General features: G+C 68.3%; 27 protein-coding genes and 1 pseudogene. All 28 read right to left on the bottom strand.

Annotation, left to right across the window (positions count from 1 at the left end; translation table 11 throughout):
• Positions 1–82: 82 nt before the first annotated feature.
• Complete coding sequence (gene tatC / locus Taqua_RS10480) at positions 83–889, bottom strand: twin-arginine translocase subunit TatC (protein ID WP_144326604.1); 807 nt, start codon at positions 887–889, stop codon at positions 83–85.
• 6 nt (positions 890–895) lie between these two features.
• Positions 896–1393 (bottom strand): Sec-independent protein translocase protein TatB, encoded by a 498-nt coding sequence (gene tatB, locus Taqua_RS10475; RefSeq protein WP_132961997.1) that lies wholly within the window; start codon positions 1391–1393, stop codon positions 896–898.
• A gap of 58 nt (positions 1394–1451) precedes the next feature.
• Positions 1452–1688: a Sec-independent protein translocase subunit TatA gene (gene tatA, locus Taqua_RS10470; RefSeq protein WP_144326603.1), complete on the bottom strand. Its 237-nt coding sequence runs from the start codon at positions 1686–1688 to the stop codon at positions 1452–1454.
• A 122-nt stretch (positions 1689–1810) separates the two neighbouring features.
• Positions 1811–2170 carry a histidine triad nucleotide-binding protein gene (locus Taqua_RS10465; RefSeq protein ID WP_132961999.1) on the bottom strand — a complete coding sequence of 120 codons (360 nt, stop codon included), beginning with the start codon at positions 2168–2170 and terminating at the stop codon, positions 1811–1813.
• A gap of 24 nt (positions 2171–2194) precedes the next feature.
• Positions 2195–2578 (bottom strand): DUF4870 family protein, encoded by a 384-nt coding sequence (locus Taqua_RS10460; protein WP_246094692.1) that lies wholly within the window; start codon positions 2576–2578, stop codon positions 2195–2197.
• 19 nt (positions 2579–2597) lie between these two features.
• Complete coding sequence (locus Taqua_RS10455) at positions 2598–3002, bottom strand: phosphoribosyl-ATP diphosphatase (protein ID WP_144326602.1); 405 nt, start codon at positions 3000–3002, stop codon at positions 2598–2600.
• A 4-nt stretch (positions 3003–3006) separates the two neighbouring features.
• The gene (hisI, locus tag Taqua_RS10450) at positions 3007–3402 is read right to left on the bottom strand and encodes a phosphoribosyl-AMP cyclohydrolase (RefSeq protein ID WP_144326601.1); all 396 of its coding nucleotides are present in this window, start codon (positions 3400–3402) and stop codon (positions 3007–3009) included.
• Between the two features lie 38 nt (positions 3403–3440).
• Positions 3441–4241: an imidazole glycerol phosphate synthase subunit HisF gene (gene hisF / locus Taqua_RS10445; protein WP_144326600.1), complete on the bottom strand. Its 801-nt coding sequence runs from the start codon at positions 4239–4241 to the stop codon at positions 3441–3443.
• A 7-nt stretch (positions 4242–4248) separates the two neighbouring features.
• On the bottom strand, positions 4249–4989 hold the full coding sequence (gene hisA / locus Taqua_RS10440) for a 1-(5-phosphoribosyl)-5-[(5-phosphoribosylamino)methylideneamino]imidazole-4-carboxamide isomerase (protein WP_144326599.1): 741 nt from the start codon (positions 4987–4989) through the stop codon (positions 4249–4251).
• A 22-nt stretch (positions 4990–5011) separates the two neighbouring features.
• Positions 5012–5704 (bottom strand): imidazole glycerol phosphate synthase subunit HisH, encoded by a 693-nt coding sequence (hisH, locus tag Taqua_RS10435; protein WP_144326598.1) that lies wholly within the window; start codon positions 5702–5704, stop codon positions 5012–5014.
• A gap of 34 nt (positions 5705–5738) precedes the next feature.
• On the bottom strand, positions 5739–6359 hold the full coding sequence (gene hisB, locus Taqua_RS10430) for an imidazoleglycerol-phosphate dehydratase HisB (RefSeq protein ID WP_144326597.1): 621 nt from the start codon (positions 6357–6359) through the stop codon (positions 5739–5741).
• Positions 6356–7450 (bottom strand): histidinol-phosphate transaminase, encoded by a 1095-nt coding sequence (hisC, locus tag Taqua_RS10425; protein ID WP_144326596.1) that lies wholly within the window; start codon positions 7448–7450, stop codon positions 6356–6358. The genes hisB and hisC overlap by 4 nt, the downstream gene beginning before the upstream one ends.
• Positions 7447–8784, bottom strand: coding sequence for a histidinol dehydrogenase (gene hisD, locus Taqua_RS10420; protein WP_144326595.1), 1338 nt, complete (start codon positions 8782–8784; stop codon positions 7447–7449). Before hisD ends, hisC begins: the two co-directional genes overlap by 4 nt.
• Before the next feature lie 66 nt (positions 8785–8850).
• Complete coding sequence (hisG, locus tag Taqua_RS10415) at positions 8851–9537, bottom strand: ATP phosphoribosyltransferase (protein WP_144326594.1); 687 nt, start codon at positions 9535–9537, stop codon at positions 8851–8853.
• Positions 9534–10808 carry a UDP-N-acetylglucosamine 1-carboxyvinyltransferase gene (gene murA, locus Taqua_RS10410; RefSeq protein WP_144326593.1) on the bottom strand — a complete coding sequence of 425 codons (1275 nt, stop codon included), beginning with the start codon at positions 10806–10808 and terminating at the stop codon, positions 9534–9536. The genes hisG and murA overlap by 4 nt, the downstream gene beginning before the upstream one ends.
• Positions 10801–11055: a BolA family protein gene (locus tag Taqua_RS10405; RefSeq protein WP_144326592.1), complete on the bottom strand. Its 255-nt coding sequence runs from the start codon at positions 11053–11055 to the stop codon at positions 10801–10803. Before Taqua_RS10405 ends, murA begins: the two co-directional genes overlap by 8 nt.
• A 58-nt stretch (positions 11056–11113) precedes the next feature.
• Entirely contained in the window at positions 11114–11869 is a 756-nt protein-coding gene (locus Taqua_RS10400; protein WP_144326591.1) for an ABC transporter permease, read from the bottom strand.
• Positions 11866–12786 (bottom strand): ABC transporter ATP-binding protein, encoded by a 921-nt coding sequence (locus Taqua_RS10395; RefSeq protein WP_144326590.1) that lies wholly within the window; start codon positions 12784–12786, stop codon positions 11866–11868. Before Taqua_RS10395 ends, Taqua_RS10400 begins: the two co-directional genes overlap by 4 nt.
• Before the next feature lie 13 nt (positions 12787–12799).
• On the bottom strand, positions 12800–13093 hold the full coding sequence (locus Taqua_RS10390; protein WP_144326589.1) for an STAS domain-containing protein: 294 nt from the start codon (positions 13091–13093) through the stop codon (positions 12800–12802).
• A complete protein-coding gene (locus tag Taqua_RS10385) occupies positions 13077–13742 on the bottom strand; it encodes an MlaC/ttg2D family ABC transporter substrate-binding protein (RefSeq protein ID WP_246094691.1) in 666 nt (221 codons plus the stop codon). The genes Taqua_RS10390 and Taqua_RS10385 overlap by 17 nt, the downstream gene beginning before the upstream one ends.
• 82 nt (positions 13743–13824) lie before the next feature.
• A complete protein-coding gene (locus tag Taqua_RS10380) occupies positions 13825–14553 on the bottom strand; it encodes an MlaA family lipoprotein (RefSeq protein WP_144326588.1) in 729 nt (242 codons plus the stop codon).
• A gap of 2 nt (positions 14554–14555) precedes the next feature.
• Complete coding sequence (gene mlaD / locus Taqua_RS10375) at positions 14556–15029, bottom strand: outer membrane lipid asymmetry maintenance protein MlaD (protein ID WP_144326587.1); 474 nt, start codon at positions 15027–15029, stop codon at positions 14556–14558.
• 9 nt (positions 15030–15038) lie between these two features.
• Entirely contained in the window at positions 15039–15824 is a 786-nt protein-coding gene (mlaE, locus tag Taqua_RS10370; protein ID WP_144326586.1) for a lipid asymmetry maintenance ABC transporter permease subunit MlaE, read from the bottom strand.
• On the bottom strand, positions 15821–16630 hold the full coding sequence (locus Taqua_RS10365) for an ABC transporter ATP-binding protein (protein ID WP_068606159.1): 810 nt from the start codon (positions 16628–16630) through the stop codon (positions 15821–15823). Before Taqua_RS10365 ends, mlaE begins: the two co-directional genes overlap by 4 nt.
• Positions 16631–16730: 100 nt before the next feature.
• On the bottom strand, positions 16731–18197 hold the full coding sequence (locus Taqua_RS10360; protein WP_144326585.1) for a glutamate synthase subunit beta: 1467 nt from the start codon (positions 18195–18197) through the stop codon (positions 16731–16733).
• A 33-nt stretch (positions 18198–18230) separates the two neighbouring features.
• On the bottom strand, positions 18231–22988 hold the full coding sequence (locus Taqua_RS10355) for a glutamate synthase-related protein (RefSeq protein WP_246094690.1): 4758 nt from the start codon (positions 22986–22988) through the stop codon (positions 18231–18233).
• A 120-nt stretch (positions 22989–23108) separates the two neighbouring features.
• Positions 23109–23819 (bottom strand): transposase, encoded by a 711-nt coding sequence (locus Taqua_RS10350; protein WP_144326584.1) that lies wholly within the window; start codon positions 23817–23819, stop codon positions 23109–23111.
• Positions 23820–23826: 7 nt separating this feature from the next.
• Positions 23827–24355 (bottom strand): annotated as a pseudogene (locus tag Taqua_RS13255) (MFS transporter); the annotation flags it as partial.

Below are 24355 nucleotides of genomic sequence, written 5' to 3'. Positions count from 1 at the left end.
GGGTGCGGCGGCAGCGCAACACGTGATCGCGGCGCTGGCCTGGCCGCCGGCGCACGTCATGGTCGATGCGGCGCGCCGTGGCTCAATCGCCGGACGACGGTGAGGCCGGTGCATCGGCATCCGGCGCGCGGCTGATGCGCGCGTACCAGATCGAGCCCCAGATGCCCAGCTCGTACAGCAGCGTCATCGGCACCGCCAGCGCGATTTGCGAAATCACGTCCGGCGGTGTGACCACGGCAGCGATGATGAAGGCGATGACGATGAAGTAGCCGCGGAAGGACTTGAGCTTGTCCACCGTGACCATCTCGAAGCGCACCAGCAGCATCACCACCACCGGCACCTGGAAGGCCAGCCCAAAAGCCAGGTACAGCGACAAGATCGCCTCCACGTACGAGGCGATGTCGGGTGTGGCGTTGACGCTGGCCGGGGTCACCCCCTGGATGAAGGCAAACATCTTGTCCAGCACGAAAAACTGCACGAACGCGATGCCCAGGTAGGCCAGCGCGCTGCCGATGATGATCAGCGGCAGGGCGAAGCGCTTTTCGTGGCTGTACAAGCCCGGCGCCACGAACGCCCAAATCTGGTAGATGACCCACGGCAGCGCCAGCAGCAGCCCGGCCATCATCAGCACCTTCAGTGGCACGAAAAACGGCGTGAACACGCCCACGGCGATCAGCCGTGCGTCGGGTGGCATGTGCGCCCGGATGGGGGTGGCGATGAGGTCGATCAGGCCGCTGGGGCCGGGCCAAATGGCCAGCAACGCCATCGCCGCCCCGACGCCGTACAGGGCGTACAGGATGCGGTCGCGCAGCTCCATCAGGTGCACCACGAACGGCTGCTCGGTGTCGGCCAGCTTGTCGTCGGGGTGCTCGGGGCGTGGGTCGGCCATGACGTCTCAGCGGGGAAGTGTCTTGGGGCGGTAGCGCGCCACGCGCGCCGCGCCAGACAACGCGTAGCGGCGCACCCCGGCGCGCGCCTTGTACCACTGCGGCACGGCCTGCCGTTTGAGGCGGAAATTCTTTTTCGGGCGCTTGTACTCGGGGTACAGCGGGCTGCCCAGCGCGGCCAAATCGGCGCTGACGTCGGGCGCCGGGGCGCTGGCACTCTCAAGCCCGGCGGTCACCTGCGACCATTCGCGCTCGAAGTCGGCGGCGGTCGAGCTGACCTGCGTTTCGACTTCGCGCGCGGTCTTTTCCACCGATTCCTTCATGCGCTTGAGCTCTTCGAGCTCGATGCTGCGGTTGACCTCGGCCTTGACCTCGGCGACGTAGCGCTGCGCCTTGCCCAGCAGCGCGCCCACCGTGCGGGCCACGCGCGGCAGCTTCTCGGGGCCGATGACGACCAGCGCCACCACCCCAATGAGGGCCAGCTTGGAAATGCCCAGGTCGATCATGACAGGCTCAACCCATCCGCACCAACACGGCGCCTCACGCCTGCAGGGTCAGGCGTGCTCACGACTTGGTCTTGGCGTCGACGTCGATGGTGGTCTTGTCGGTGACTTGCTTGTCGGCCGTCACCTGGGGCGCAGGGGCGCTCGTCTCGGGTGTGCTGCCCTGCGCCATGCCATCCTTGAAGCCCTTGACGGCGGCGCCCAAGTCGGAGCCCAGGTTCTTGAGCTTTTTGGTGCCAAACACCAGCACCACGATCAGCAGCACCACCAGCCAGTGCCAAATCGAAAAACTACCCATAACCGACTCCATCTGGCGGGGCCATGCGCGACCCCGGTTCAACCTTGGATTCTAGGACCTCGCGCGGGTTCGTTGGCACCCACGGGGGTATGCGATTGTGCCGCAAGCGCGCACCGTGCGCATCAGCCCTTGCGCCATGGGCGCGGGCCACCGATGACGTGCACGTGCAGGTGGTGCACCTCCTGGCCTCCGTGCTCGCCGGTGTTGCACACGATGCGAAAGCCGCCCTGCGGGTAGGGCTGACACCCCTGCTCCAGGGCCAGCCGCGGCGCCAGCACCATCAGGCGCCCCATCAGGCGCTCGTGCTCGGGCGCCAACTGCGCCATCGACGGGATGTGCTGCTTGGGCACGATCAAAAAGTGCACCGGCGCCCACGGGTGGATGTCGTGAAAGGCGTACAGCTCGTCGTCCTCGTACACCTTACGGCTTGGGATCTGGCCGGCGATGATTTTGCAAAAAATGCAGTTCGGGTCCGCGTTCATGGTGCAAGCAGGTGGCAAGGAGGGTCAAACCGGCAAGGGCTTGCGGTCGTTCCAGTACAAAAAGCCCTTGACCAGCCGGTACAGCGTCCAGACGAAATCGGCCGCCAGGATCACAAAACCGACGCCGATCATCAGCGTCACTGCGCCCACGATGGCCCACAGCAGGCCCCACCAAAAGGTGCGGATCTGCCAGGTGAAGTGGCTCTCGTACAGCGTGCCGGCCACGTCGTCACGCTTGACGTGGTTGATGATGATGGCCACCAGCGCCGTGATGCCCACAAACCATGACAGCGCGTACAGCACGTAGACGACCAAGGTCAATTGCCGCAGGCTGGCCAGGCGTTCGGCATCCGGGCCGGGCACCATGCGCGTGGGTGTGACGTCGACGATGTCGGGGTCGTGGGCCATGGCAGCTCCTGGGCAAGGTTCACGTGGGGCGCGAGGCGGCGTCGGCCTCGCGCGCGCGGGCCTGGCGCAGCGCCTTTTCTTCCAGCCCCGACAGGCCCTCGCGGCGGGCCAGCTCGGCCACCACGTCGGCCGGCCCGAGGCCAAAGTGGGCCAGCGCAATCATGCTGTGGAACCACAGGTCGGCCACCTCGCCCACCAGCGCCTGGGGGCTGCCGGTGCCGTGCTGCAGGTCCTTGGCGGCCATCACCACTTCGCCGGCTTCCTCGGCGACCTTTTTCAAAAAAGCATCCGGCCCCTTGTGCAGCAGCCGCGCGACGTAACTGCGCTCGGGGTCGCCACCGGCGCTGGGCTTGCGGCCGTCGATGACGGCGGCCAGGCGCAGCAGCACATCCAACGGGGATTGGGCGTGGGCAGGGGCGTTCATCGGGTCAACGGTAGATGGTTTCGGGCTCTTTGAGCACCGGATCGACGGCCTGCCAGCGCCCCTGCGCAACGTCCAGCCGCTGGTAAAAGCACGAATGCCGGCCGGTGTGGCAAGCGATGCCCGGCGTGTGCCCCAGTTGCGTGACCTTGAGCAGCACCACGTCGCCGTCGCAGTCCAGGCGGATATCGTGCACCTGTTGCACGTGGCCGGACTCTTCGCCCTTGTACCACAGCTTGCCGCGCGAGCGGCTCCAGTACACGGCGCGGCCCAGCTGCGCGGTCTTTTGCAGCGCCTCGCGGTTCATCCAGGCCACCATCAGCACGTCGCCGCTGTCGCGCTCCTGCGCCACCACCGGCACCAAGCCTTGCGCGTCCCAGCGCACCTCGTCCAGCCAATCCATGGGCGTAAGCGTACCACGCCCGCCGCGCGCACCCACGGCTACCACCGCACGGGGATGCCCGCTTCGGCCAGCCGCTGCTTGGCCTGCGCGATCGTATAGGTACCGTAGTGGAAGATGCTGGCGGCCAGCACCGCATCGGCCCCGCCGACACGGATGCCATCGACCAGGTGGTCCAGGTTGCCCACGCCCCCTGAGGCGATGACCGGCACGTCCACCGCGTCGCTGACGGCGCGCGTCAACGCCAGGTCAAAGCCGGCCTGGGTGCCGTCGCGGTCCATGCTGGTCAGCAGGATTTCGCCGGCGCCGTAGGCGGCCATCTGCCGCGCCCAGGTCACGGCGTCCAGCCCCGTGTTTTTGCGCCCGCCGTGCGAGTACACGTCCCACCCCGGCCCCACGGGCTGGCCGTGGGGCCCGGGGCGCTGCGCATCGTCGGCGCTGCGCCGCTTGGCGTCGATCGCCACGACGATGCACTGCGAACCGTATTTGCCGGCGGCGTCGCGGATGACCTGGGGGTTGGCGATCGCCGCCGAGTTGAAGCTGACCTTGTCGGCGCCCGCGTTGAGCAGACGGCGCACGTCTTCGACGGTGCGCACGCCGCCGCCCACCGTCAGAGGGATGAAGACTTGCGAAGCCACCGCCTCGATGATCGGCAGGATCAGGTCGCGCCCGTCGCTGGTGGCGGTGATGTCGAGGAAGGTCAGCTCGTCGGCGCCCTGCTCGTTGTAGCGTGCGGCGATTTCGACCGGGTCGCCGGCGTCACGCAGCTCGACGAAGTTGACGCCTTTGACGACCCGGCCACCGGTGACGTCCAGACAGGGGATGATGCGCTTGGCCAGCATCGTCGCCTCAGGCGCTGAGCTCGTCGGCCAGCCGCACCGCGGCGGCAAAGTCCAGCTCGCCGCTGTAGATGGCACGACCACAGATGACGCCCTCGACCCCCTCGGACTCGACCTCGCACAGGCGGCGGATATCGTCCAGGCTGGACAGCCCGCCCGAAGCGATGACGGGGATGGTGAGCGTCTGCGCCAGCCGCACCGTGGCGTCGATGTTAAGGCCGGTCAGCATGCCGTCGCGCCCGATGTCGGTGTAGATGATGGCCTCGACGCCGTAGTCTTCGAATTTGCGCGCCAGGTCCACCACCTCGTGCCCGGTGAGTTTGCTCCAACCGTCGGTGGCCACTTTGCCGTCCTTGGCGTCGAGCCCGACGATGATGTGCCCGCCAAACGCGGTGCAGGCGTCGTGCAAAAAGCCCGGGTTTTTGACCGCGGCGGTGCCAATGATGACGTAGCGCAGCCCCGCGTCCAGGTAGCGCTCGATGGTGTCGAGGTCGCGAATGCCCCCGCCGAGCTGCACATCGACCTCGTCGCCGACTTCGCGCAGGATGCTGCGGATGGCGGCTTCGTTCTTCGGCTTGCCAGCAAAGGCGCCGTTGAGGTCCACCAGATGCAGCCGTTGCGCACCCAGCTCGACCCAATGGCGCGCCATCGCGGCGGGGTCGTCGCTGAACACGGTGGACTGCTCCATGTCGCCTTGCTTGAGGCGCACGCATTGGCCGTCTTTCAGGTCGATGGCGGGGATCAGCAGCATGGCGTTGACTCGCGGCGGGGATTCAAGGGTTCCAGTGCAGAAAGTTGCGGTACAGCGCCAAGCCCTGGGCGGCGCTTTTTTCGGGGTGAAACTGGGTGGCAAACAGGTTGTCGCGCGCGATCGCGCTGGCAAAGCGCACACCGTAGTCCGTCATGCCAGCCGCGTGCGCGGGGTCGGCCGGGTGGGCGTGGTAGCTGTGCACGAAATAAAAGTAGCTGCCGTCCGGTATGCCCGCCCACAGCGGGTGGGCCGCCGCGGCTTCGCTGCCGCCGTGCTCGAAGCCATACCAGACCCGGTTCCAGCCCATTTGCGGCACCTTGAAGCGGCTGCCGTCGGGCTGACGCTGGCCTTCGAGCCGGAAACGCACCACCCGCCCCGGGATCAGGCCCAGGCCCGGGGTGTCGCCCTCTTCGGAGTGCTCCAGCAGCATTTGCATGCCCACGCACACGCCAAACAGCGGCTTGGTGGCGGCTGCGTGCAGCACGGCGTCGCGCAGGCCGCTGCGCTGCAGCTCGGCCATGCAATCCGGCATGGCACCTTGGCCCGGCAGCACGACGCGGTGCGCGTCGCGCACCACCTGGGGGTTGTCGGTGACGACGACGTCCACGTGGTCGGTGGCCAGCGCCGCATGGATGACCGCCTGCGCCACCGAGCGCAGGTTGCCCATGCCGTAGTCCACAACGGCGACCTTTTCACGCCGGGGCGTCAAGCTCATCGGTTCACCTCGGGGTGCGCGCGGCCACACAGACTCACAAACTGCCTTTGGTAGAAGGCACCGCGTCGCCCAGGCGAGGATCGCGCTCCACGGCGGCGCGCAGCGCGCGCGCAAACGCCTTGAAGATCGTTTCGCACTGGTGGTGGGCGTTGTGGCCCTTGAGGTTGTCGATGTGCAGCGTGACGCCGGCGTGGTTGACCAAGCCCTGGAAAAACTCGTGCACCAGTTGCGTGTCGAACTGGCCGATCATCGCCGCGGTGAAGCGCACGTCCAGGTGCAGGCCCGGTCGGCCCGACCAGTCGATGACGACGCGCGACAACGCCTCGTCCAGCGGGACGTAGGCGTGGCCATAGCGACGGATGCCGCGCTTGTCGCCCACCGCGCGCGCCAGCGCCTGGCCCAGCGTGATGCCGACGTCTTCCACCGTGTGGTGGCCGTCGATGTGCAGGTCACCTTCGCACTGCACCTCAAGGTCGATGAGGCCGTGGCGGGCGATCTGATCGAGCATGTGGTCAAAGAAGCCGATGCCCGTGTGCAGGCGGCTTGTGCCCGCGCCGTCCAGGTTGACGCGCACGTGGATGCGGGTTTCGGCCGTCACACGCTGCACCTCGGCGGTGCGGGCAGCAGCGGCGGGCGCGGTAGGCAGGGTGGTCATAGCGAAGGTGCCAGCGCGGCCAGCAGCGCGTCGTTTTCGGCGGGCGTGCCCACCGTCAGGCGCAGACAGTTGGCCAGCAACGGGTGCATTGTAGAAACATTCTTGACCAACACGCCGCGCTGGCGCAAGCCAGCGAAGGCGCGTGTGGCGTGCGGCACACGCACCAGGATCATGTTGGCCTCGCTGGGGTACACCTGCACGCCGGGCAGCGCCGCCAGCGCGGCCATCAGACGCGCGCGCTCGGCACGGATGGCCGCCGCCTGGCGCGCGTACTCGTCGGCGTGCTCCAGCGCAAACAGCGCGCACTCGGCGTTGAGCGCGCTGACGTTGTAGGGCGGGCGCACCTTGTCGAGTTCGGCCACCAGCGCCGCGGCGCCGATCAGGTACCCCAGCCGCACCCCCGCCAGCCCGAATTTGGACAGCGTGCGCATGATCAGCACGTGCCCGTGCGCGTGCGGCTCGGCGCGCCAGACGTCGAGCCAGGTGTGGCTGGCAAAGGGCTGGTACGCCTCGTCGATGACGACCAACCCGCCGACGTCGGCCACGGCATCGATGAGGCGGCGCATGACACCCGCATCCCACAGGTTGGCGGTGGGGTTGTTGGGGTAGGCCAGGTACGTGATCGCGGGCCGCTCGCGCGCGATCGCCGCGTGCATCGCCGCTTCGTCCAGCGCAAAGTCGGCGGTCAGCGGCACGCCCACAAAGCGCAAGCCTTGCAGCCGCGCCGACATCTCGTACATCACAAAGCCCGGCAGCGGCGCCAGGATCGTCGCGCCGGGCGTGTCGCACGCCATGGCCAGCAGGCTGATGAGCTCGTCGGAGCCGTTGCCCAGCATCAGCGCGGCGCCTTCGGGCAGGCCGACGAACGCCGCCAGCGCACGCTTGAGGTCGTCGATGCGCGGCCCGGGGTAGCGGTGGATCGGCACACGCCCCAGCCGCTCGCCCAACGCCCGCTGCAGCGCCGGCGGCAGCGCGTAGGGGTTTTCCATCGCGTCCAGCTTGATCAGGCCGGTGGCGTCCTGGATCGCGTAGGCGTGCATGCCCTGCACGTCGCGCCGGATGCGCGCCAGCGCCTGGGCGGTGCGGCTCATGGCTGGTCCTCCAGACGCAGCTCGGCCGCGCGGGCGTGCGCCTGCAGCCCCTCGCCGTGCGCCAGCACCGAGGCGATGCGGCCCAGGCGTTGCGCGCCGTCGGCGCTGACTTCGATGAGGCTGGAGCGCTTTTGGAAGTCGTACACGCCCAGCGGGCTGGAAAAGCGCGCCGTGCCGCTGGTGGGCAGCACGTGGTTGGGGCCGGCGCAGTAGTCGCCCAGGCTTTCGCTGGTGTAGGCGCCCAGAAAGATGGCGCCAGCGTGCTTCAGCAGCGGCTCCCAGCGCTGCGGCTCGCGGCTGGCGACTTCCAGGTGCTCCGGCGCGATGCGGTTGCTCAGCGCGCAGGCCTCTTCCATGCTGCGGGTGCGCACCAGCATGCCGCGGCCGTTGAGGCTGGCGGCGATGATGGCCGCGCGCGGCAGCGTCGGCAGCAAGCGGTCGATGGCCGCTTGCACGGCGTCGAGGTAGGCAGCATCCGGGCACAGCAGGATCGACTGTGCCAACTCGTCGTGCTCGGCCTGGGAAAACAGGTCCATCGCCACCCAATCGGGCGGCGTGCTGCCGTCGGCCAACACCAGGATTTCGCTGGGGCCGGCGATCATGTCGATGCCCACGGTGCCAAACACGCGCCGCTTGGCCGCGGCAACGTAGGCGTTGCCAGGGCCGGTGATTTTGTCGACGGGCGGCACCGTGGCGGTGCCGTAGGCCAGCGCCGCCACCGCCTGCGCGCCGCCAATGGTGAACGCGCGCGTGACCCCCGCCACGTGCGCCGCCGCCAGCACCAGCATGTTGCGCTCGCCGCGCGGCGTGGGCACGACCATGATGATCTCGCCGACCCCCGCCACGTGGGCCGGGATGGCATTCATCAACACACTGCTGGGGTAGGCGGCCTTGCCACCCGGCACGTAAATGCCAACGCGGTCCAGCGGCGTGACCTTTTGCCCCAGCAGCGTGCCGTCGTCGTCGCGGTACTGCCACGAACGGCCGCACGCTTCGAGCTGCGCTTCGTGGTAGCGCCGGATGCGTGCCGCGGCTTGCTGCAGCGCGTCGCGCTGCGCAGCGGGCAGCGCTTCGAACGCCGCGCGCAGCGTGGCCGGGTCGATTTCGAGCTCGGCCACGCTGGCCGCGGGCAGCGCGTCGAAGCGCTGCGTGTAGTCCAGCACCGCTGCGTCGCCGCGCGCGCGCACGTCGGCCAGGATGTCAGCCACGCGCGCTTCGAACGCCGCGTCGGTATCGGCGCTCCAGTGCAGGCGCTGCGCAAACGTCGCTTCAAAATCGGACTGGGCGGTGTCCAGCCGCAGGGGGCGGGCGGTGGGCGGTTCGGTGGCGTTCATAGAGGCCATGGTAACGGGTGACGGGCTAGACGTGGGGCCAGGGAGACAACCACGGTTCAACAGCGCTCAGGGTTGGGGCGCGGCGTGCCCCAAGGCCTGCGCGAAAGCGTCCAGCAGCGGGCGAATCAGCGCACCTTTGACCTTCAGCGAAGCCGGTCGCACGACCAGGCGCGACGAAATGTCCATGATGCGCTCGACCTCGACCAGCCGGTTGGCCTTGAGCGTATTGCCCGTCGACACCAGGTCCACGATGGCGTCGGCCAGGCCCGTCAGCGGCGCCAGCTCCATGCTGCCGTACAGTTTGATCAGGTCCACGTGCACGCCCTTGGCGGCGAAGAACTCGCGCGCGATGGCCACGTATTTGGTGGCCACGCGCAGCCGCGCGCCCTGGTGTACCGCGCGCACGTAATCAAACTCCGCCGGCACCGCCACGCTCATGCGGCAGCGCGCGATGCCCAGGTCCAGCGGCTCGTACAGCCCGACGTGGGCGCTGCCACCCCAGGCGGCGGCGTGCTCGATCAACGTGTCCTTGCCGCACACCCCGAGGTCGGCCCCCCCGTGCTCGACGTAGGTCGGCACGTCGGTGGCGCGCACCAGCACCACGCGCACGCCAGGGCGGTTGGTGGGCAGGATCAGCTTGCGTGAGGTCTGCGGATCCTCCAGCACCTCGATGCCGGCGGCGCGCAGCAGCGGCAACGTCTCGTCGAAGATGCGGCCCTTGGACAGGGCCAGCGTCAGTGTGTCGGTGCTCATGCCACCCTCTCGATGTCGGCGCCCAGCGCGCGCAGCTTGATTTCCATTTGATCGTAGCCGCGGTCCAGGTGGTAGATGCGGTCCACCACCGTCTCGCCGTCGGCCACCAGGCCCGCGATGACCAGACTGGCCGAGGCCCGCAGGTCGGTGGCCATCACCGCGGCGCCGGACAGGCGCTGCCCCCCTTCGACGAAGGCCGTGCGTCCGTCGATGCGGATGCGCGCGCCCAGCCGCACCAGCTCCTGCACGTGCATGAAGCGGTTTTCGAAAATGGTTTCGGTGACGGCGCTGGGACCCTGGGCGACGCAGTTGAGCGCCATGAGCTGCGCCTGCATGTCGGTCGGGAAGCCGGGGTACTCGGTGGTGCGAAAACTCTGCGCTTGCAGCGCGGCGCCGCCCGGCGAGCGCACCTCGATGCCACCCGCGTCGGCCTGCACCTGCGCCCCGGCGGCCAGCAGTTTGTCGATAACAGCGTCCAGGTGGTCGGCGCGCGCGGCGTGCAAGCGCACTTGCCCACCGGTGGCCGCCACGGCGCACAAAAAGGTCCCCGCCTCGATGCGGTCGGCCACGACGTGGTGCTCGGCGCCGTGCAGGGCGTGCACCCCCTGCACGTGGATGCGGCTGGTGCCGTGGCCTTCGATGCGCGCGCCCATCGCGATCAACAACTCGGCCAGATCGACCACTTCGGGCTCCTGCGCGGCGTTTTCCAGCACGGTTTCACCGTCGGCCAACGCGGCGGCCATCAGCAGGTTTTCGGTGCCGGTGACGGTGACCATGTCGGTGGTGATGCGCGCGCCGCGCAGACGGCTGCGCCCTGGCGGCAGACGGGCCTCGATGTAGCCATGCTCGACCGTGATCTCGGCCCCCATGGCCTGCAAGCCGCGGATGTGCTGGTCGACCGGCCGCGCGCCGATCGCGCACCCGCCTGGCAGCGACACGCGCGCGTGGCCGCAGCGCGCCAGCAACGGCCCCAGCACCAGGATCGAGGCGCGCATCGTGCGCACCAGCTCGTACGGCGCCAGCGGTTGCAGCGGGTGCGCCGCCTGCAGTTGCAGGCCGCCCCGCTGGCCCAGCGTGTCCACACGCACACCCATGCCCTGCAGCAACGCACGCATCGTCGCCACGTCGCGCAGCCGCGGCACGTTGCGCAGCGTCACCACCTCCTCGGTCAGTAGGACGGCGCACAGCTCGGGCAATGCCGCGTTTTTGGCGCCCGAGATGGTGACCTCGCCGTGCAACCGCTGGCCGCCACGGATGCGCAGCTTATCCACGCGCGCTCTCCGCTTGCGCGCGCCATTCCGCCGGCGTCAGCGTCTTCATCGACAGCGCGTGCACCTCGTCGGTGTGCAGCCGCTGCCCCAGCGTCGCGTAGACCATTTGGTGGCGCTGCACGGGGCGCTTGCCCTCGAAGGCCGGCGACACCACCGTGGCGTACCAGTGGCGGCCGTCGCCCGAGACGTCCAGGTGCTCGCACGGCAAGCCGGCGGCGATGAGGCTGCGAAGTTGTTCAGCGGTCATGGTGCAACCAGGGTCGATGCCAACGGTTCAGGCCAAGGGACGAAGCCCCGCGGCTGGTTCAGTGGCGGATTTTGTAGCCGATGCGCAACAGGTGCACGGTCAGCCCCGCCACCCCCAGCAACGCCACCGACACCACCGCCAAGCTGAGCCAAGGCGAGACGTCGCTGACGCCAAAAAAGCCGTAGCGTGCCCCGTCGATCATGTAGAAAAACGGGTTGAGGTGGCTGACCGCCTGCCGCACCGGCGGCAGCGAGTGGATGGAGTAAAACACGCCGGACAAAAACGTCATCGGCATGATGATGAAATTTTGGAACGCCGCCATCTGGTCGAACTTTTCGGCCCACAGCCCGGCGATGACGCCGAGCGACCCCATCAGCGCCGCGCCGAGCACGGCAAACGTCAGGATCCAGCCCGGGTGCGCCCAGCGCAGCGGCGCGAACCAGGCCGTCACCAGCAGCACGCCGCCGCCCACCACCAGACCGCGCAGCACCGACGAGCCGACGTAGGCAACCAACCACGCCCAGTGCGACAGCGGCGCCACCAGCACGAACACCAGGTTGCCCATGATTTTGCTCTGGATCAGGCTGGACGAGCTGTTGGCAAACGCGTTTTGCAGCAGGCTCATCATCGCCAGTCCAGGCAGCAAAAACGCTGTGTAGGACACACCGTCGTACACCTGCACGTGCTCTTCGAGCACATGGCCAAAAATCAGCAGGTACAGCAACGCCGTCACGATCGGCGCGGCCACCGTCTGGAAGGCCACCTTCCAAAAGCGCAGCACCTCCTTGACGAACAGGGCGCGCCAGCCGCTCATGCCACCGCCTCCTGCCGCCGCTGGGCCATCAGCTCCAAAAAGACGTCTTCCAGGTCGGCCTTGTGCACCTCGACGTCCTCCAACACCACGCCGGCCTGGCGCAGTGTGGCCAGCACCTGCTCCACCTCCAGCGCGTCATGCACTTTGATCTGGGCGATGCGCCCGGTCACCCGCGCCCGCGCGGCCAGCGCCGGCGGCAGCGCCTGGTCGGTTTTGAAGCGCACCACGTGCGCCGAAAAACGCTGCAGCAGCGCCGCCGTGCGCTCCAGCGCCACCACGCGCCCCGCGCGTAGCATGGCAATGCGCGTGCACAGCGCCTCGGCTTCTTCGAGGTAGTGCGTGGTCAGCAGCACCGTGCTGCCCTGCCGGTTGAGCTGCGCGATGAACGCCCACAGGCTCTGGCGTAGCTCGACGTCCACCCCGGCGGTCGGCTCATCCAACACGATGACCGGCGGACGGTGCACCAGCGCCTGCGCCACCATCACGCGCCGCTTCATGCCACCGGAGAGCTGGCGCATGTTGGTGTCGGCCTTGTCGCGCAGGCCCAACCCGGCCAGCAGCTCGTCGATCCAATCGTCGTTGCGCGGCAAACCGAAGTAGCCGGACTGAAAGCGCAGCGCCTCGCGCACGGTGAAAAAGGGGTCGAACACCAGTTCCTGCGGCACGACGCCTAGCCGGCGGCGCGCCTGCAGCGGCTGCGCGTGCACGTCAACCCCCGCGACGGTCACCCGCCCGGTGCTGGGTCGGCTCAACCCCGCCAGGATACTGATCAGCGTGGTTTTGCCCGCACCGTTGGGACCCAACAGGCCAAAAAATTCCCCGGGCTCGATGGTGAAGGAGACCTGGTCGAGCGCCTGCAGCACCCCACGCGAGGTGCGGAACTGCTTGCTGACCTGCTCAAAGGTAACGGCGGACATCGAACCGGGCATTCTACCCCGGCAGCAGTTCGGCCACCCCGTACACCTCGGCCAGCGTGCGCAGCTTCGGGGGTAAACCCTCGACACGCCACCCCAACCCACGCCGCAAGGCAGCGCGGCGCAGCGCCAGCAACACCGCCAGCGCCGACGAGTCGAACCCCTGCAACGCGGCGGCCGACACCACCGCGGTGGCCCCCGCGGGCAGGGACGCCAGCGCACGCTCGGCGTCGGCCAACCAGCGCGGGGCCTGCTCGTGCGTCAGCACCGCCGGCAGCGCCGGCAAGGTGGCCTCAAGAACGCTGGGCATTGCTGCGGTTGCGCTCGGCCAACGTGGCAATCAGACCGTCGATGCCGCGGGCGTTGATCTCTTGCGCGAACTGCGTGCGGTAGGTGTCCACCAGCCACACCCCCATCACGTTGAGGTCGTACACCTTCCAGCCTTGGGGCGTGCGCACCAGCCGGTAGTCGAGCTGGACCGGTTCGCCCTTGCCGCGGATTTCGGAGCGCACCACCACCTCGGTAGCGTCGGCAGCGGCGCGCAGCGGCCGCACGACCAGGGTCTGGTCGTTGATCTGGGTCAGCGCCCCCGAGTAGGTGCGCACCAACAGCGTCTTGAATTCGGCCATCAGGCGCTGGCGCTGCTCCGGCGTGGCGCTGCGCCAAAAGCGCCCCACGGCCGAGGCCGTCATGCGCTCAAAGTCCACGTGCGGCATCAGCTTGGTGTCGACCAGCGCGCTGATGCGGGCGACGTCGCCCGCACGCAGGGCCGGGTCGCGCTTGACGGTGTCGAACACCTCGGTCGCCACGCGCTGGATCAGGGCGTCGGGCGCCTCCAGCGTTTGCGCACGGGCCGCCGGCGCCCAGGCCCAAGCGGCCGCGCCGAGGGCCAGGGCGGCCAGCCAACGGCGGCGCGTGGCCACCGCGGGGTCCATCGTGGTCATCATAAGCTTGTCCATGGTTGGGTTGACCTCCGGGGTCGGCCGTCGTTCCCCGGTCGTTACACCTGCTGACATCCGCAACAGCGCGGCAGCGCCCCAATCAATCGGTGTCATCGTCCTCGCCGCGCGTGGCTTGCACCTGGCGCTGGCGCCGCGCCAGGTAGGCGTCGCGCGTGAAGCTGTACTTGTCCAGCGCGGCCTGTTCCAACAAATCGCCGGCGCGCAGCAACCCCGCGCGCGTGTCCACCACCCGCAAGCCTTGGGCGGAGTTGCGCGTGGCCACGTCGTCGATGCCCTGCGCCACCGCATCGCCGCGGTGGTCCACCGGCAGCGCGACCGTTTCGCGCACGCTGGACGGCCCCAACAGCGGCAACACCAGGTATGGGCCGGCGGGCACCCCCCAGCGCCCCAGCGTGTGACCAAAGTCCAGCGTCGTGCGCGGGATGCCCATTTCGGTGGCAATGTCCAACAGGCCGCCCAACCCGAACACGGTGTTGACGGCAAAGCGCATGGTGTTTTCCGCCGCTGGCTGCGGGCGCGCCTGCAGCACAGCGTTGACGGCCGACCACAGGTCGCGCCAGTTGGCGAAGAAGTTGCGCACGCCGGTGCGCACGGGGCTGGGCACCACGTGGGTGTAACCCGTGGCCACGGGCTTGAGCACCGCCGCGTCCACCGCCTCGTTGAATTGAAAGACGCCCCGGTTGAACGGCTCCAGCGGATCGGCCGGGTGCGCTTGCGGCCCCGTGGCGCAGCCCCCCAGCGTCAACGCCGCGCCCAGCAGCAGCCCCGCCGTCGCGCGGCGCTCGGGCAGGCAGCGTCGGGTGTGCATGGTCATTTCCCTTCCCCTCCCATCTCGGCCGCTTTGTTGAACAGGAACTGGCCGATCAAGTTTTCCAGCACCAGGGCCGACTGGGTGCGCGTGACCACGTCGCCATCGGCCAGGTTGGCGTCCGCCCCGCCGGGCTCGATGCCGACGTACTGCTCGCCCAACAAGCCGCTGGTGAGGATTTTGAACGAACTGTCTTTGGGGAAAGCATAGCGCTTTTCCAGCGCCAACACCACGCGAGCCTGAAACGTGCGATCGTCGAACGTGACCGACTCCACCCGCCCCACGGTCACACCGGCGCTGCGCACGGCCGCGCGCGGCTTGAGCGAGCCGGCGTTGTCAAACAGCGCCGTGACCCGGTAGGTGGACTGCCAGCTCAGCTGCAGCAGGTTGGCCGCCTGCAACGCCAAAAACAGCACGGCCAGCGCCCCCAGCAGCACGAACAACCCCACCCACACATCGACTTTGGACCGTTGCATGCACGTACCTCATACCGTAAACATCAGCGCGGTCAGAATGAAGTCCAACCCCAGCACCGTCAGCGACGCCATCACCACCGTGCGGGTGGTGGCGCGCGACACCCCCTCGGGCGTCGGGTGCGACTCGAAGCCCTGCAGCAGCGCGATGAAGGTCACCGCGATCCCGAACACCACGCTCTTGATGATGCCGTTGCCGACGTCAGACCACACGTCCACGCCACTTTGCACCTGGCTCCAAAACGCCCCGCCATCGACACCGATCATGGGCACCCCGACGATCCAGCCACCAACGATGCCCATGCTGCTGAACACCGCCGCCAGCAATGGCAGCGCCACCACCCCGGCCACGAAGCGCGGCGCCAGCACGCGGTCGATGGGGTCGACCGCCATCATCTCCATCACGCTGAGCTGTTCGCCGGCTTTCATGAGGCCGATCTCCGCCGTCAGCGACGTACCCGCGCGGCCGGCAAACAGCAGCGCTGTCACCACCGGGCCGAGCTCGCGCACCAAGCTCAGCGTCACCAGCAGCCCGAGCGATTCGGCCGAGCCGTAGCGCTGCAACGTGTAGTAGCCCTGCAACCCGAGCACGAAGCCGACGAACAAGCCGGAGACAGTGATGATCGACAGCGAGTGGTTGCCCAGAAAGTGGATTTGATCGCGCACCAGGCCAAAGCGCCGCAACGCCTGGGGGCATCCCGCCAGCAACCGCAACAGCAGCCGCGCCCCCCAGCCCAGATCCGCCAGCTTGCCGCGCACCGCCGCACCCAACGCCGCCAGCATCGACACCCCCTTCATCGCGCTGCCTCCGGACCGTAGTCCTCGGCCACGGCCGGGGCGGCGTAGTGAAAATGCACCGGCCCCTCGGGCGCGGCGGTGATGAATTGCTGCACCAACGGGTCCGGGCAGCGGCGCACCTCGTCGGGCGTGCCCTGCACCGCCACCCGCCCGTTGGCCAACACCACCATGTGGTCGGCCACGGCAAAGGCGGTGTCCAGATCATGCGACACCATGATGCTGGTGAGCCCCAGCGTGTCGTTGAGCTGGCGGATCAGGCGCGCGGCGGTGCCCAGCGAGATCGGATCCAGCCCCGCAAACGGCTCGTCATACATGATCAACTCGGGGTCCAGCGCGATGGCGCGCGCCAGCGCCACCCGGCGCGCCATGCCGCCCGACAGCGCCGCGGGCATCAGGTCGCGCGCGCCGCGCAGGCCCACGGCGTGCAGCTTCATCAGCACGATGTCGCGGATCAGTGGCTCGGGCAAGCGGGTGTGCTCACGCAGCGGGAAGGCCACGTTGTCGAACACCGACAAATCGGTGAACAGCGCGCCGTACTGAAACAGCATGCCCATGCGCCGCCGCGCCGCGTACAGGCCCTTGCGGTCCAGCGCGCCCACATCCTGACCGTCGAAACACACCTGGCCGTGCTGGGCGCGCACCAAGCCGCCGATGAGGCGCAGCACGGTCGTCTTGCCGCCACCCGAGGCGCCCATGATGACCGTCACCTGGCCCCGCGGCACGTGCAAGCTGATGCGGTCGAGCACGATGCGCTCGTCATACCCGAAGGTGACGTCACGCAGTTCGACGAGGGGCTCGGTGCTCATACGCAACAACGATCAAAAAGGCCGACGCAGGGTCGGCCCGATCATAAGGGATCAGCCGCAGCCGCGTCGGCGCGGTGGCCCCGCGGGGCCGCCGCACAGGTCAGCGCGGCAGCAGGCTGGCACCCATCAGGTACTCGTCCACCGCGCGCGCGGCCTGGCGGCCTTCGCGGATGGCCCACACCACCAGCGACTGGCCGCGGCGCATGTCACCGGCGGCAAACACCTTGGGGACGTTGGTGGCGTAGCCGCCCACCTCGTCGGTGCTGGCCTTGGCGTTGCCGCGCGCATCGCGCTCCACGCCAAACGCCTCCAGCACCGTGGCCACCGGCGACACAAAGCCCATGGCCAACAGCACCAGGTCGGCCTTGTACTCCTTTTCGGTGCCCGGGATTTCGACCAACTTGCCGTCCTTCATTTCGACGTGCACGGTCTGCACCCCGGTGACCTTGCCGCCCTTGCCGACGAACGCCTTGGTGGCGATGGCGAACTCGCGCTGGCAGCCCTCTTCGTGGCTGGAGCTGGTGCGCAGCTTCAGTGGCCAGTACGGCCAGGTCAGCGGCTTGTTTTCCTTTTCGGGCGGCATCGGCATGACTTCGAACTGGGTCACGCTGGCCGCACCATGGCGGTTGGAGGTTCCCACGCAGTCGCTGCCGGTGTCGCCGCCACCGATGACGATGACGTGCTTGCCGTCGGCGCGGATCTGCTTTTTGAGCTTGTCGCCGGCGTTGACCTTGTTTTGCTGCGGCAAAAACTCCATCGCGAAATGGATGCCGTCCAGCTCGCGACCCGGCACGGGCAGGTCGCGCGGTTGCTCGGCGCCGCCGCACAGCAGCACGGCGTCGAACTCGGCCAGCAACTGCTGCGGCTCGATCGTTTCGCGCGCGTCGTTGTTGACCTTGCTGCCTTCGGGTAGCCGCCCCACCAGCACGCGGGTGCGGAAGGTGACACCCTCGGCCTGCATCTGCTCGATGCGGCGGTCGATCAGCCACTTTTCCAGCTTGAAGTCCGGGATGCCGTAGCGCAGCAGGCCGCCAATGCGGTCGTTTTTCTCGAACACCGTGACCTCGTGCCCGGCGCGCGCCAGTTGCTGCGCAGCGGCCAGCCCCGCAGGCCCGGAGCCCACCACCGCCACCTTTTTGCCGGTCTTGGCGGTGGGCGGCTGCGGCGTCACCCAGCCTTCCTTCCATGCGCGGTCGGCAATGGCGTGCTCGATGGACTTGATGCCCACCGGGTCGTTGTTGATGTTGAGCACGCACGCCGCCTCGCACGGCGCCGGGCAAATGCGCCCGGTGAACTCGGGGAAGTTGTTGGTGCTGTGCAGCACCTGGATGGCGTGCTTCCAGTCGCCGCGGTAGACCAGGTCGTTGAAGTCCGGGATGATGTTGTTGACCGGGCAGCCGTTGTTGCAAAACGGCGTGCCGCAGTCCATGCAGCGCGCGCCTTGCACCTTGGCCTGGGCGTCGTCCAGGCCGATGACGAACTCACGCCAGTGCTTGACGCGCTCCTGCGGCGGTTGGTAGCCCTCTTCCAGCCGCTCGAACTCCAGAAATCCGGTGATCTTGCCCATGGTGTCGAATCCTTTGCGTGGTCGGTGCAACCGTCAAGCCGTGGCACGCGCGGGCTTGGCCGCCGGCTGTGCCGCGGGCTTGTCGCCCCCCTTGCCGGCCAGCTCGGCCAGCGCCCGCTTGTACTCGTGCGGGAAAACCTTGACGAAGCGCGCGCGCGCGCTGGCCCAGTCGTCCAGCAAGGTGCGCGCCTTGGTCGAGCCGGTCCAGCGGTGGTGTTCTTCCAGCAACTGGCGCAGCTGGGCTTCGTCGGTCTGGCCGCGGTGCCAGACGGCGCGGTCCACGGTCGCCTCTTGTTCGGCGCTGGTGACCACGCGGTCGAGCGCCACCATCGCCGTGTTGCAGCGCTTGGCAAACAGCCCGTCCTCGTCGTAGACGTAGGCGATGCCGCCGCTCATGCCGGCGGCAAAGTTGCGCCCGGTCTTGCCCAGCACCACCACGGTGCCGCCGGTCATGTATTCGCAGCCGTGGTCGCCGGTGCCTTCCACCACGGCGGTGGCACCCGACAGGCGCACCGCGAAGCGCTCGCCCGCCACGCCGCGGAAGAACGCCTCGCCGCGCGTAGCGCCGTAGAGCACCGTGTTGCCGACGATGATGTTCTGCCCCGCGTCACCGCGGAAGTCGATGCTGGGCCGCACGACGATGCGGCCGCCCGACAGGCCCTTGCCGGTGTAGTCGTTGGCGTCACCGATCAGGTACAGCGTGATGCCCTTGCAGAGGAAGGCGCCAAACGACTGCCCACCCGTGCCTTCCACCTGGATGTGGATGGTGTCGTCGGGCAGACCTTCGGGGTGGTGGCGCGTCACCTCGCCGGACAGCATCGCACCGACGGTGCGGTTGACGTTGCGCACGGCCTCAATGAACTGCACCTTCTCGCCGCGCTCGATGGCCAGGCGGGCTTTTTCAATCAGGCGCACGTCCAGCGCCTTGTGCAGGCCGTGGTCTTGCGCCTCCACATGGCGGCGCGGCACATCCGCCGGCACGTCGGGCTGCGCCAGCAGGCGGCTGTAGTCCAGACCCTTGGCCTTCCAGTGGGCGATGCCCTTTTTCATGTCCAGCAAGTCGGTGCGGCCAATCAGGTCATCGAACTTGCGGATGCCCAGCTGCGCCATGATGGCGCGCACCTCTTCGGCCACGAAGAAGAAATAGTTGACGACGTGCTCGGGCTTGCCGGCAAATTTCTTGCGCAACACCGGATCTTGCGTGGCCACCCCCACCGGGCAGGTGTTGAGGTGGCACTTGCGCATCATGATGCAGCCCTCGACGACCAGCGGCGCGGTGGCAAAGCCAAACTCATCGGCGCCCAGCAGCGCGCCGATGACGACGTCGCGCCCGGTCTTGATCTGGCCGTCGACCTGCACGCGGATACGCCCGCGCAGGCGGTTCATCACCAGCGTTTGCTGCGTTTCGGCCAGGCCGATTTCCCACGGGCTACCGGCGTGCTTGATCGACGACCACGGCGACGCGCCCGTGCCGCCGTCGTGCCCGGCGATGACCACGTGGTCGGCCTTGGCCTTGGCCACGCCGGCGGCGATCGTGCCCACCCCCACTTCGGCCACCAGCTTGACCGAGATGTCGGCGCGCGGGTTGACGTTTTTCAGGTCGTGGATCAGCTGCGCCAGGTCCTCGATCGAGTAAATGTCATGGTGCGGCGGCGGGCTGATCAGGCCCACCCCCGGCACCGAGTAGCGCAGGTAGCCGATGTAGGGGCTGACCTTGGAGCCCGGCAGCTGGCCACCCTCGCCCGGCTTGGCGCCCTGCGCCATCTTGATCTGGATCTGGTCGGCGCTGACCAGGTACTCCGCGGTGACGCCAAAGCGGCCCGAGGCGACTTGCTTGATCTTGGAGCGCAGGCTGTCGCCGTCTTGCAGCTCGTAGTCCACCTCGACCTTGTCGTGGCCAATGATCGAGCCCACCGTCTGGCCCTTGCGGATCGGGATGCCTTTGAGCTCGTTGCGGTAGCGCGCCGGGTCTTCGCCGCCTTCGCCGGTGTTGCTCTTGCCGCCGATGCGGTTCATCGCAATGGCCAGCGTGGTGTGCGCTTCGGTCGAGATCGACCCCAGTGACATCGCACCGGTGGCAAAGCGCTTGACGATTTCGCTGGCCGGTTCGACCTCCTCGATCGGGATCGCCTTGGCCGGATCGACCTTGAACTCGAACAACCCACGCAGCGTCATGTGGCGGCGCGACTGGTCGTTGATGATCTGCGCGTACTCCTTGTAGGTGGCGTAGTTGCCGGCGCGCGTGGCGTGTTGCAGCTTGGCGATGGCATCCGGCGTCCACATGTGCTCCTCGCCACGGGCGCGCCAGGCGTACTCGCCGCCGACGTCGAGCATCTCGCGCAGCAGCGGGTCGTCGCTGTAGGCGCGCTGGTGCCAGCGGATGGCTTCCTCGGCGATTTCGAACACGCCGATGCCTTCGACGCGGCTGGGCGTGCCGGTGAAGTACTTGTCGATCGTGGCGCTGTTGATGCCCACCGCCTCGAACAGCTGCGCGCCGCAGTAGCTCATGTAGGTGGACACACCCATCTTCGACATGATCTTCGACAGGCCCTTGCCGACCGCCTTGATGTAGTTGGCCACGGCCTTGTCGGCGCTGAGCTCGCCGGGCAAATCCTTGTGGATGGTGCGGATCGTCTGCAGCGCCAGGTACGGGTGCACGGCCTCGGCGCCGTAGCCGGCCAGCACTGCGAAGTGGTGCACCTCGCGCGCGCTGCCGGTTTCCACCACCAAGCCGGTGGCGGTGCGCAGCCCTTCGCGGATCAGGTGCTGGTGCACGGCCGACAGCGCCAGCAGCGCCGGGATGGCCACGCGCTCACGGTTGACGCCGTGGTCGCTCAGGATCAGGATGTTGCGGCCGCTGCGGATGGCGTCCACCGCCTCGGCGCACAGCGACGCCAGCTTGGCCTCCACCCCTTCTTTGCCCCAGGCCACGGGGTAGGTGATGTCCAGCGTGGCGCTGCGGAACTTGCCACCGGTGCGCCGCTCGATGTCGCGCAGCTTGGCCATGTCGGCCTCGTTCAGCACCGGCTGGCTGACCTCCAGCCGCATCGGCGGGTTGACCTGGTTGATGTCGAGCAGGTTGGGTTTGGGCCCGATGAACGACACCAGCGACATCACGATCGCTTCGCGGATCGGGTCGATCGGCGGGTTGGTGACCTGCGCGAACAACTGCTTGAAGTAGTTGTACAGCGGCTTGGGGCGGTCGGACAGCACCGGCAGTGGGCTGTCGTTGCCCATCGAGCCCACGCCCTCTTCGCCGTTTTGCGCCATCGGCGCCATCAGGAATTTGATGTCCTCCTGCGTGTAGCCAAAGGCCTGCTGCAGGTCCAGCAACTGCTGGTCGGTGTCCACCGCGGCCTGCGCCGACTCGTCGGCCACCGCCTTGACGCTGGCTTCGTCGTCACCCGCCACGGGGCGCTCGACGTCGTCGAGCCGGATGCGCAGGTTTTCGATCCACTGCTTGTACGGCTTGGCGTTGGACAGCTGCGCCTTGATCTCCTCGTCGTCGATCATGCGCCCCTGCTCCAGGTCGATCAGGAACATCTTGCCCGGCTGCAAGCGCCACTTGCGCACGATCTTGCTCTCCGGCACCGGCAGCACACCGGACTCGGAGGCCATGATGACCATGTCGTCATCGGTGATGCAGTAGCGCGACGGCCGCAGGCCATTGCGGTCCAGCGTCGCCCCGATTTGGCGCCCGTCGGTGAAGACGATCGAGGCCGGGCCGTCCCACGGCTCCAGCATCGCCGCGTGGTATTCGTAAAACGCGCGGCGGCGCTCGTCCATCAGCGTGTGCTGCTCCCACGGCTCGGGGATCATCATCATGATCGCGTGCGCCAACGGGTAGCCGGCCATCGCCAGCAGCTCCAGGCAGTTGTCGAACGTGGCCGTGTCCGACTGGCCCGCGAAGCTGATCGGGTACAGCTTTTTGAGGTCCGGCCCCAGCACCGGCGAGCTCATCACGCCTTCGCGCGCGCGCATCCAGTTGTAGTTGCCCTTGACGGTGTTGATCTCGCCGTTGTGGGCGATGTAGCGGTACGGGTGCGCCAGCGGCCACTCGGGGAAGGTGTTGGTGGAAAAGCGCTGGTGCACCAGCCCCAGCGCCGACACGCAGCGCGGGTCTTGCAAGTCCAGGTAGTACTCGCCCACCTGGTTGGCCAGCAGCAGCCCCTTGTACACCACCGTGCGGCTGCTCATGCTGGGCACGTAATACTCTTTGCTGTGCGTCAGTTGCAGCCGTTGGATGGCGGCGCTGGCGGTCTTGCGGATCACATACAGCTTGCGCTCCAGCGCGTCTTGCACGATGACGTCGCTGCCGCGGCCGATGAAGACCTGGCGGATCACCGGCTCGGTCTTGCGCACCGCGGGCGACATCGGCATGGCCTTGTTGACCGGCACGTCGCGCCAGCCCAGCAACACCTGCCCTTCGGCCTTGATGGCGCGCTCCAGCTCCTGCTCGCAGGCCAAGCGGCTGGCGTGCTCCTTGGGCAAAAAGATCATGCCGACGCCGTACTCGCCCGGCGGCGGCAGCGTCACGCCCTGCTTGGCCATTTCCTCGCGGTACAGCTGGTCCGGGATTTGGATCAGGATGCCGGCGCCGTCGCCCATCAGCGGGTCGGCCCCCACCGCCCCGCGGTGGTCGAGGTTTTCCAGGATCTTGAGCGCCTGGGTGACGATGTCGTGGCTCTTGCGGCCCTTGATGTGGGCCACGAAGCCGACGCCGCAGGCGTCGTGTTCATAGGCAGCGTCGTACAGGCCGCGCTGCTCGGCGGGGGGCTGGTGGTTGCTCACGCTGATGCTCCTGGCTCGTGACAAGAGGGAATACCCTAAGCATAGCGGAGCCGTTGCGTGTCGGCAACCAAAATATTTGGGGTCGGAGTACGATTATGGAACTTGGCGGAATTGATCCATTTATTTGGGGACAGAGTCGTTGCGCGCTGGGCTTTTACGCGGGCGCCCGGGGCGGGCTGGCTGCACACGCCGTCCGCTGGCGGTTTGCAACGCCGCCAAAAACGCATCGTCGCCCAACGGCCAGCCGTGCAGCGCCGCACGGCGCAGCGCGTCGCGTTGCGTCGCCGTCAAACCCTGCGCCACGCGCTGGCGGTAGGCGGCCTCGCGCGCAAAGGGCGTGTCGCCCAGCGTCCACCACGCCACCGGTGGCTGCAGCCCGCGCCAGGCCTGCTCCCCCGCGTAGTGGCGGTAGCTGCTCCATCGGTAGTGGTCGGGCTGGGCACACAGCCCCCGCTGCAGCGGCAGCGTGTCCAGCAGCACCAGCGCCGGCAGCGCCCACGCCGGCGCCAGCACCGCCGCACGGTAGCGCCCCTCCCACAGCGTGCCGCGGCGCCCGTGGCGGTCGTTGTAGAGCCGAACGTAGCGCCGCCCCACCCCTTGCATCAGCCGCCCCAGCGCGCCGTCGGTGGCGGGGGTCAGCAGCAGCCATACCTCGTTGGGCAACAGCGCAAAGCCGTGCCAGGCCACGCCCTCGCGCGCGGCCAGCTCGGCCACCGCATCCAGCAGCCGGTGGGCGTCGGTGTCGTCGGCCACCACCGGCTGGCCGTTGTGGCCCCGCCACACCACCAGGTGCAGGTGGCCAGCGGCGCGCAGGCGGGGTAAGCGAGCCATCGTGCCCCTACCCCCCGCGCTGTGGCGCCGGCTGCGCGCGTTGCCAGCGCGCGTGCAGCGCCACGGCCAAGCCGCCACCCAGCGCGCAGCACGCGGCGTTGAACAGCCACGACCACTGCCACCCGCCCACGCGGGCGGCCCACCATGCCACCAGCGGTGGGCCGACAAACTGCCCCAGCGACGACAACTGCTGCACCCAGCCCACGGTGGTGGATACGGTCGCCGCGCTGGGCGCCAGCCGCACCGCCAGCGGGAACAACGTGCCCGGCACCAAGCCCCCCAACGCGGAAAACGCCAGCACCGCCGCATAGGCCACCGGCGCCGGGGCGGTGAACGTACCCAGCGCCCCCACCGCCATGGCGCCATAGCCCAGCCACAACAGCCGCCGCACCGGCCAGCCGTGCGCCAACAGCCGCCGTGCCCAGCCCGCCAGCGTGGGCCACAGCCCGTCGGCGTAGCGCTGCAGCACCACCATCATCAGCAGGCCAAAGATGATGATTTCGAAGTTACCGCTGGCCCCCAGCAGCCGCGGCAGC

Origin of the sequence: Tepidimonas aquatica, from assembly GCF_007556585.1 — a bacterium.
Lineage (GTDB): Bacteria > Pseudomonadota > Gammaproteobacteria > Burkholderiales > Burkholderiaceae_C > Tepidimonas > Tepidimonas aquatica.
Note: the sequence above shows the minus strand (reverse complement) of the source record. Positions and strands in the feature narration are given on the sequence as shown.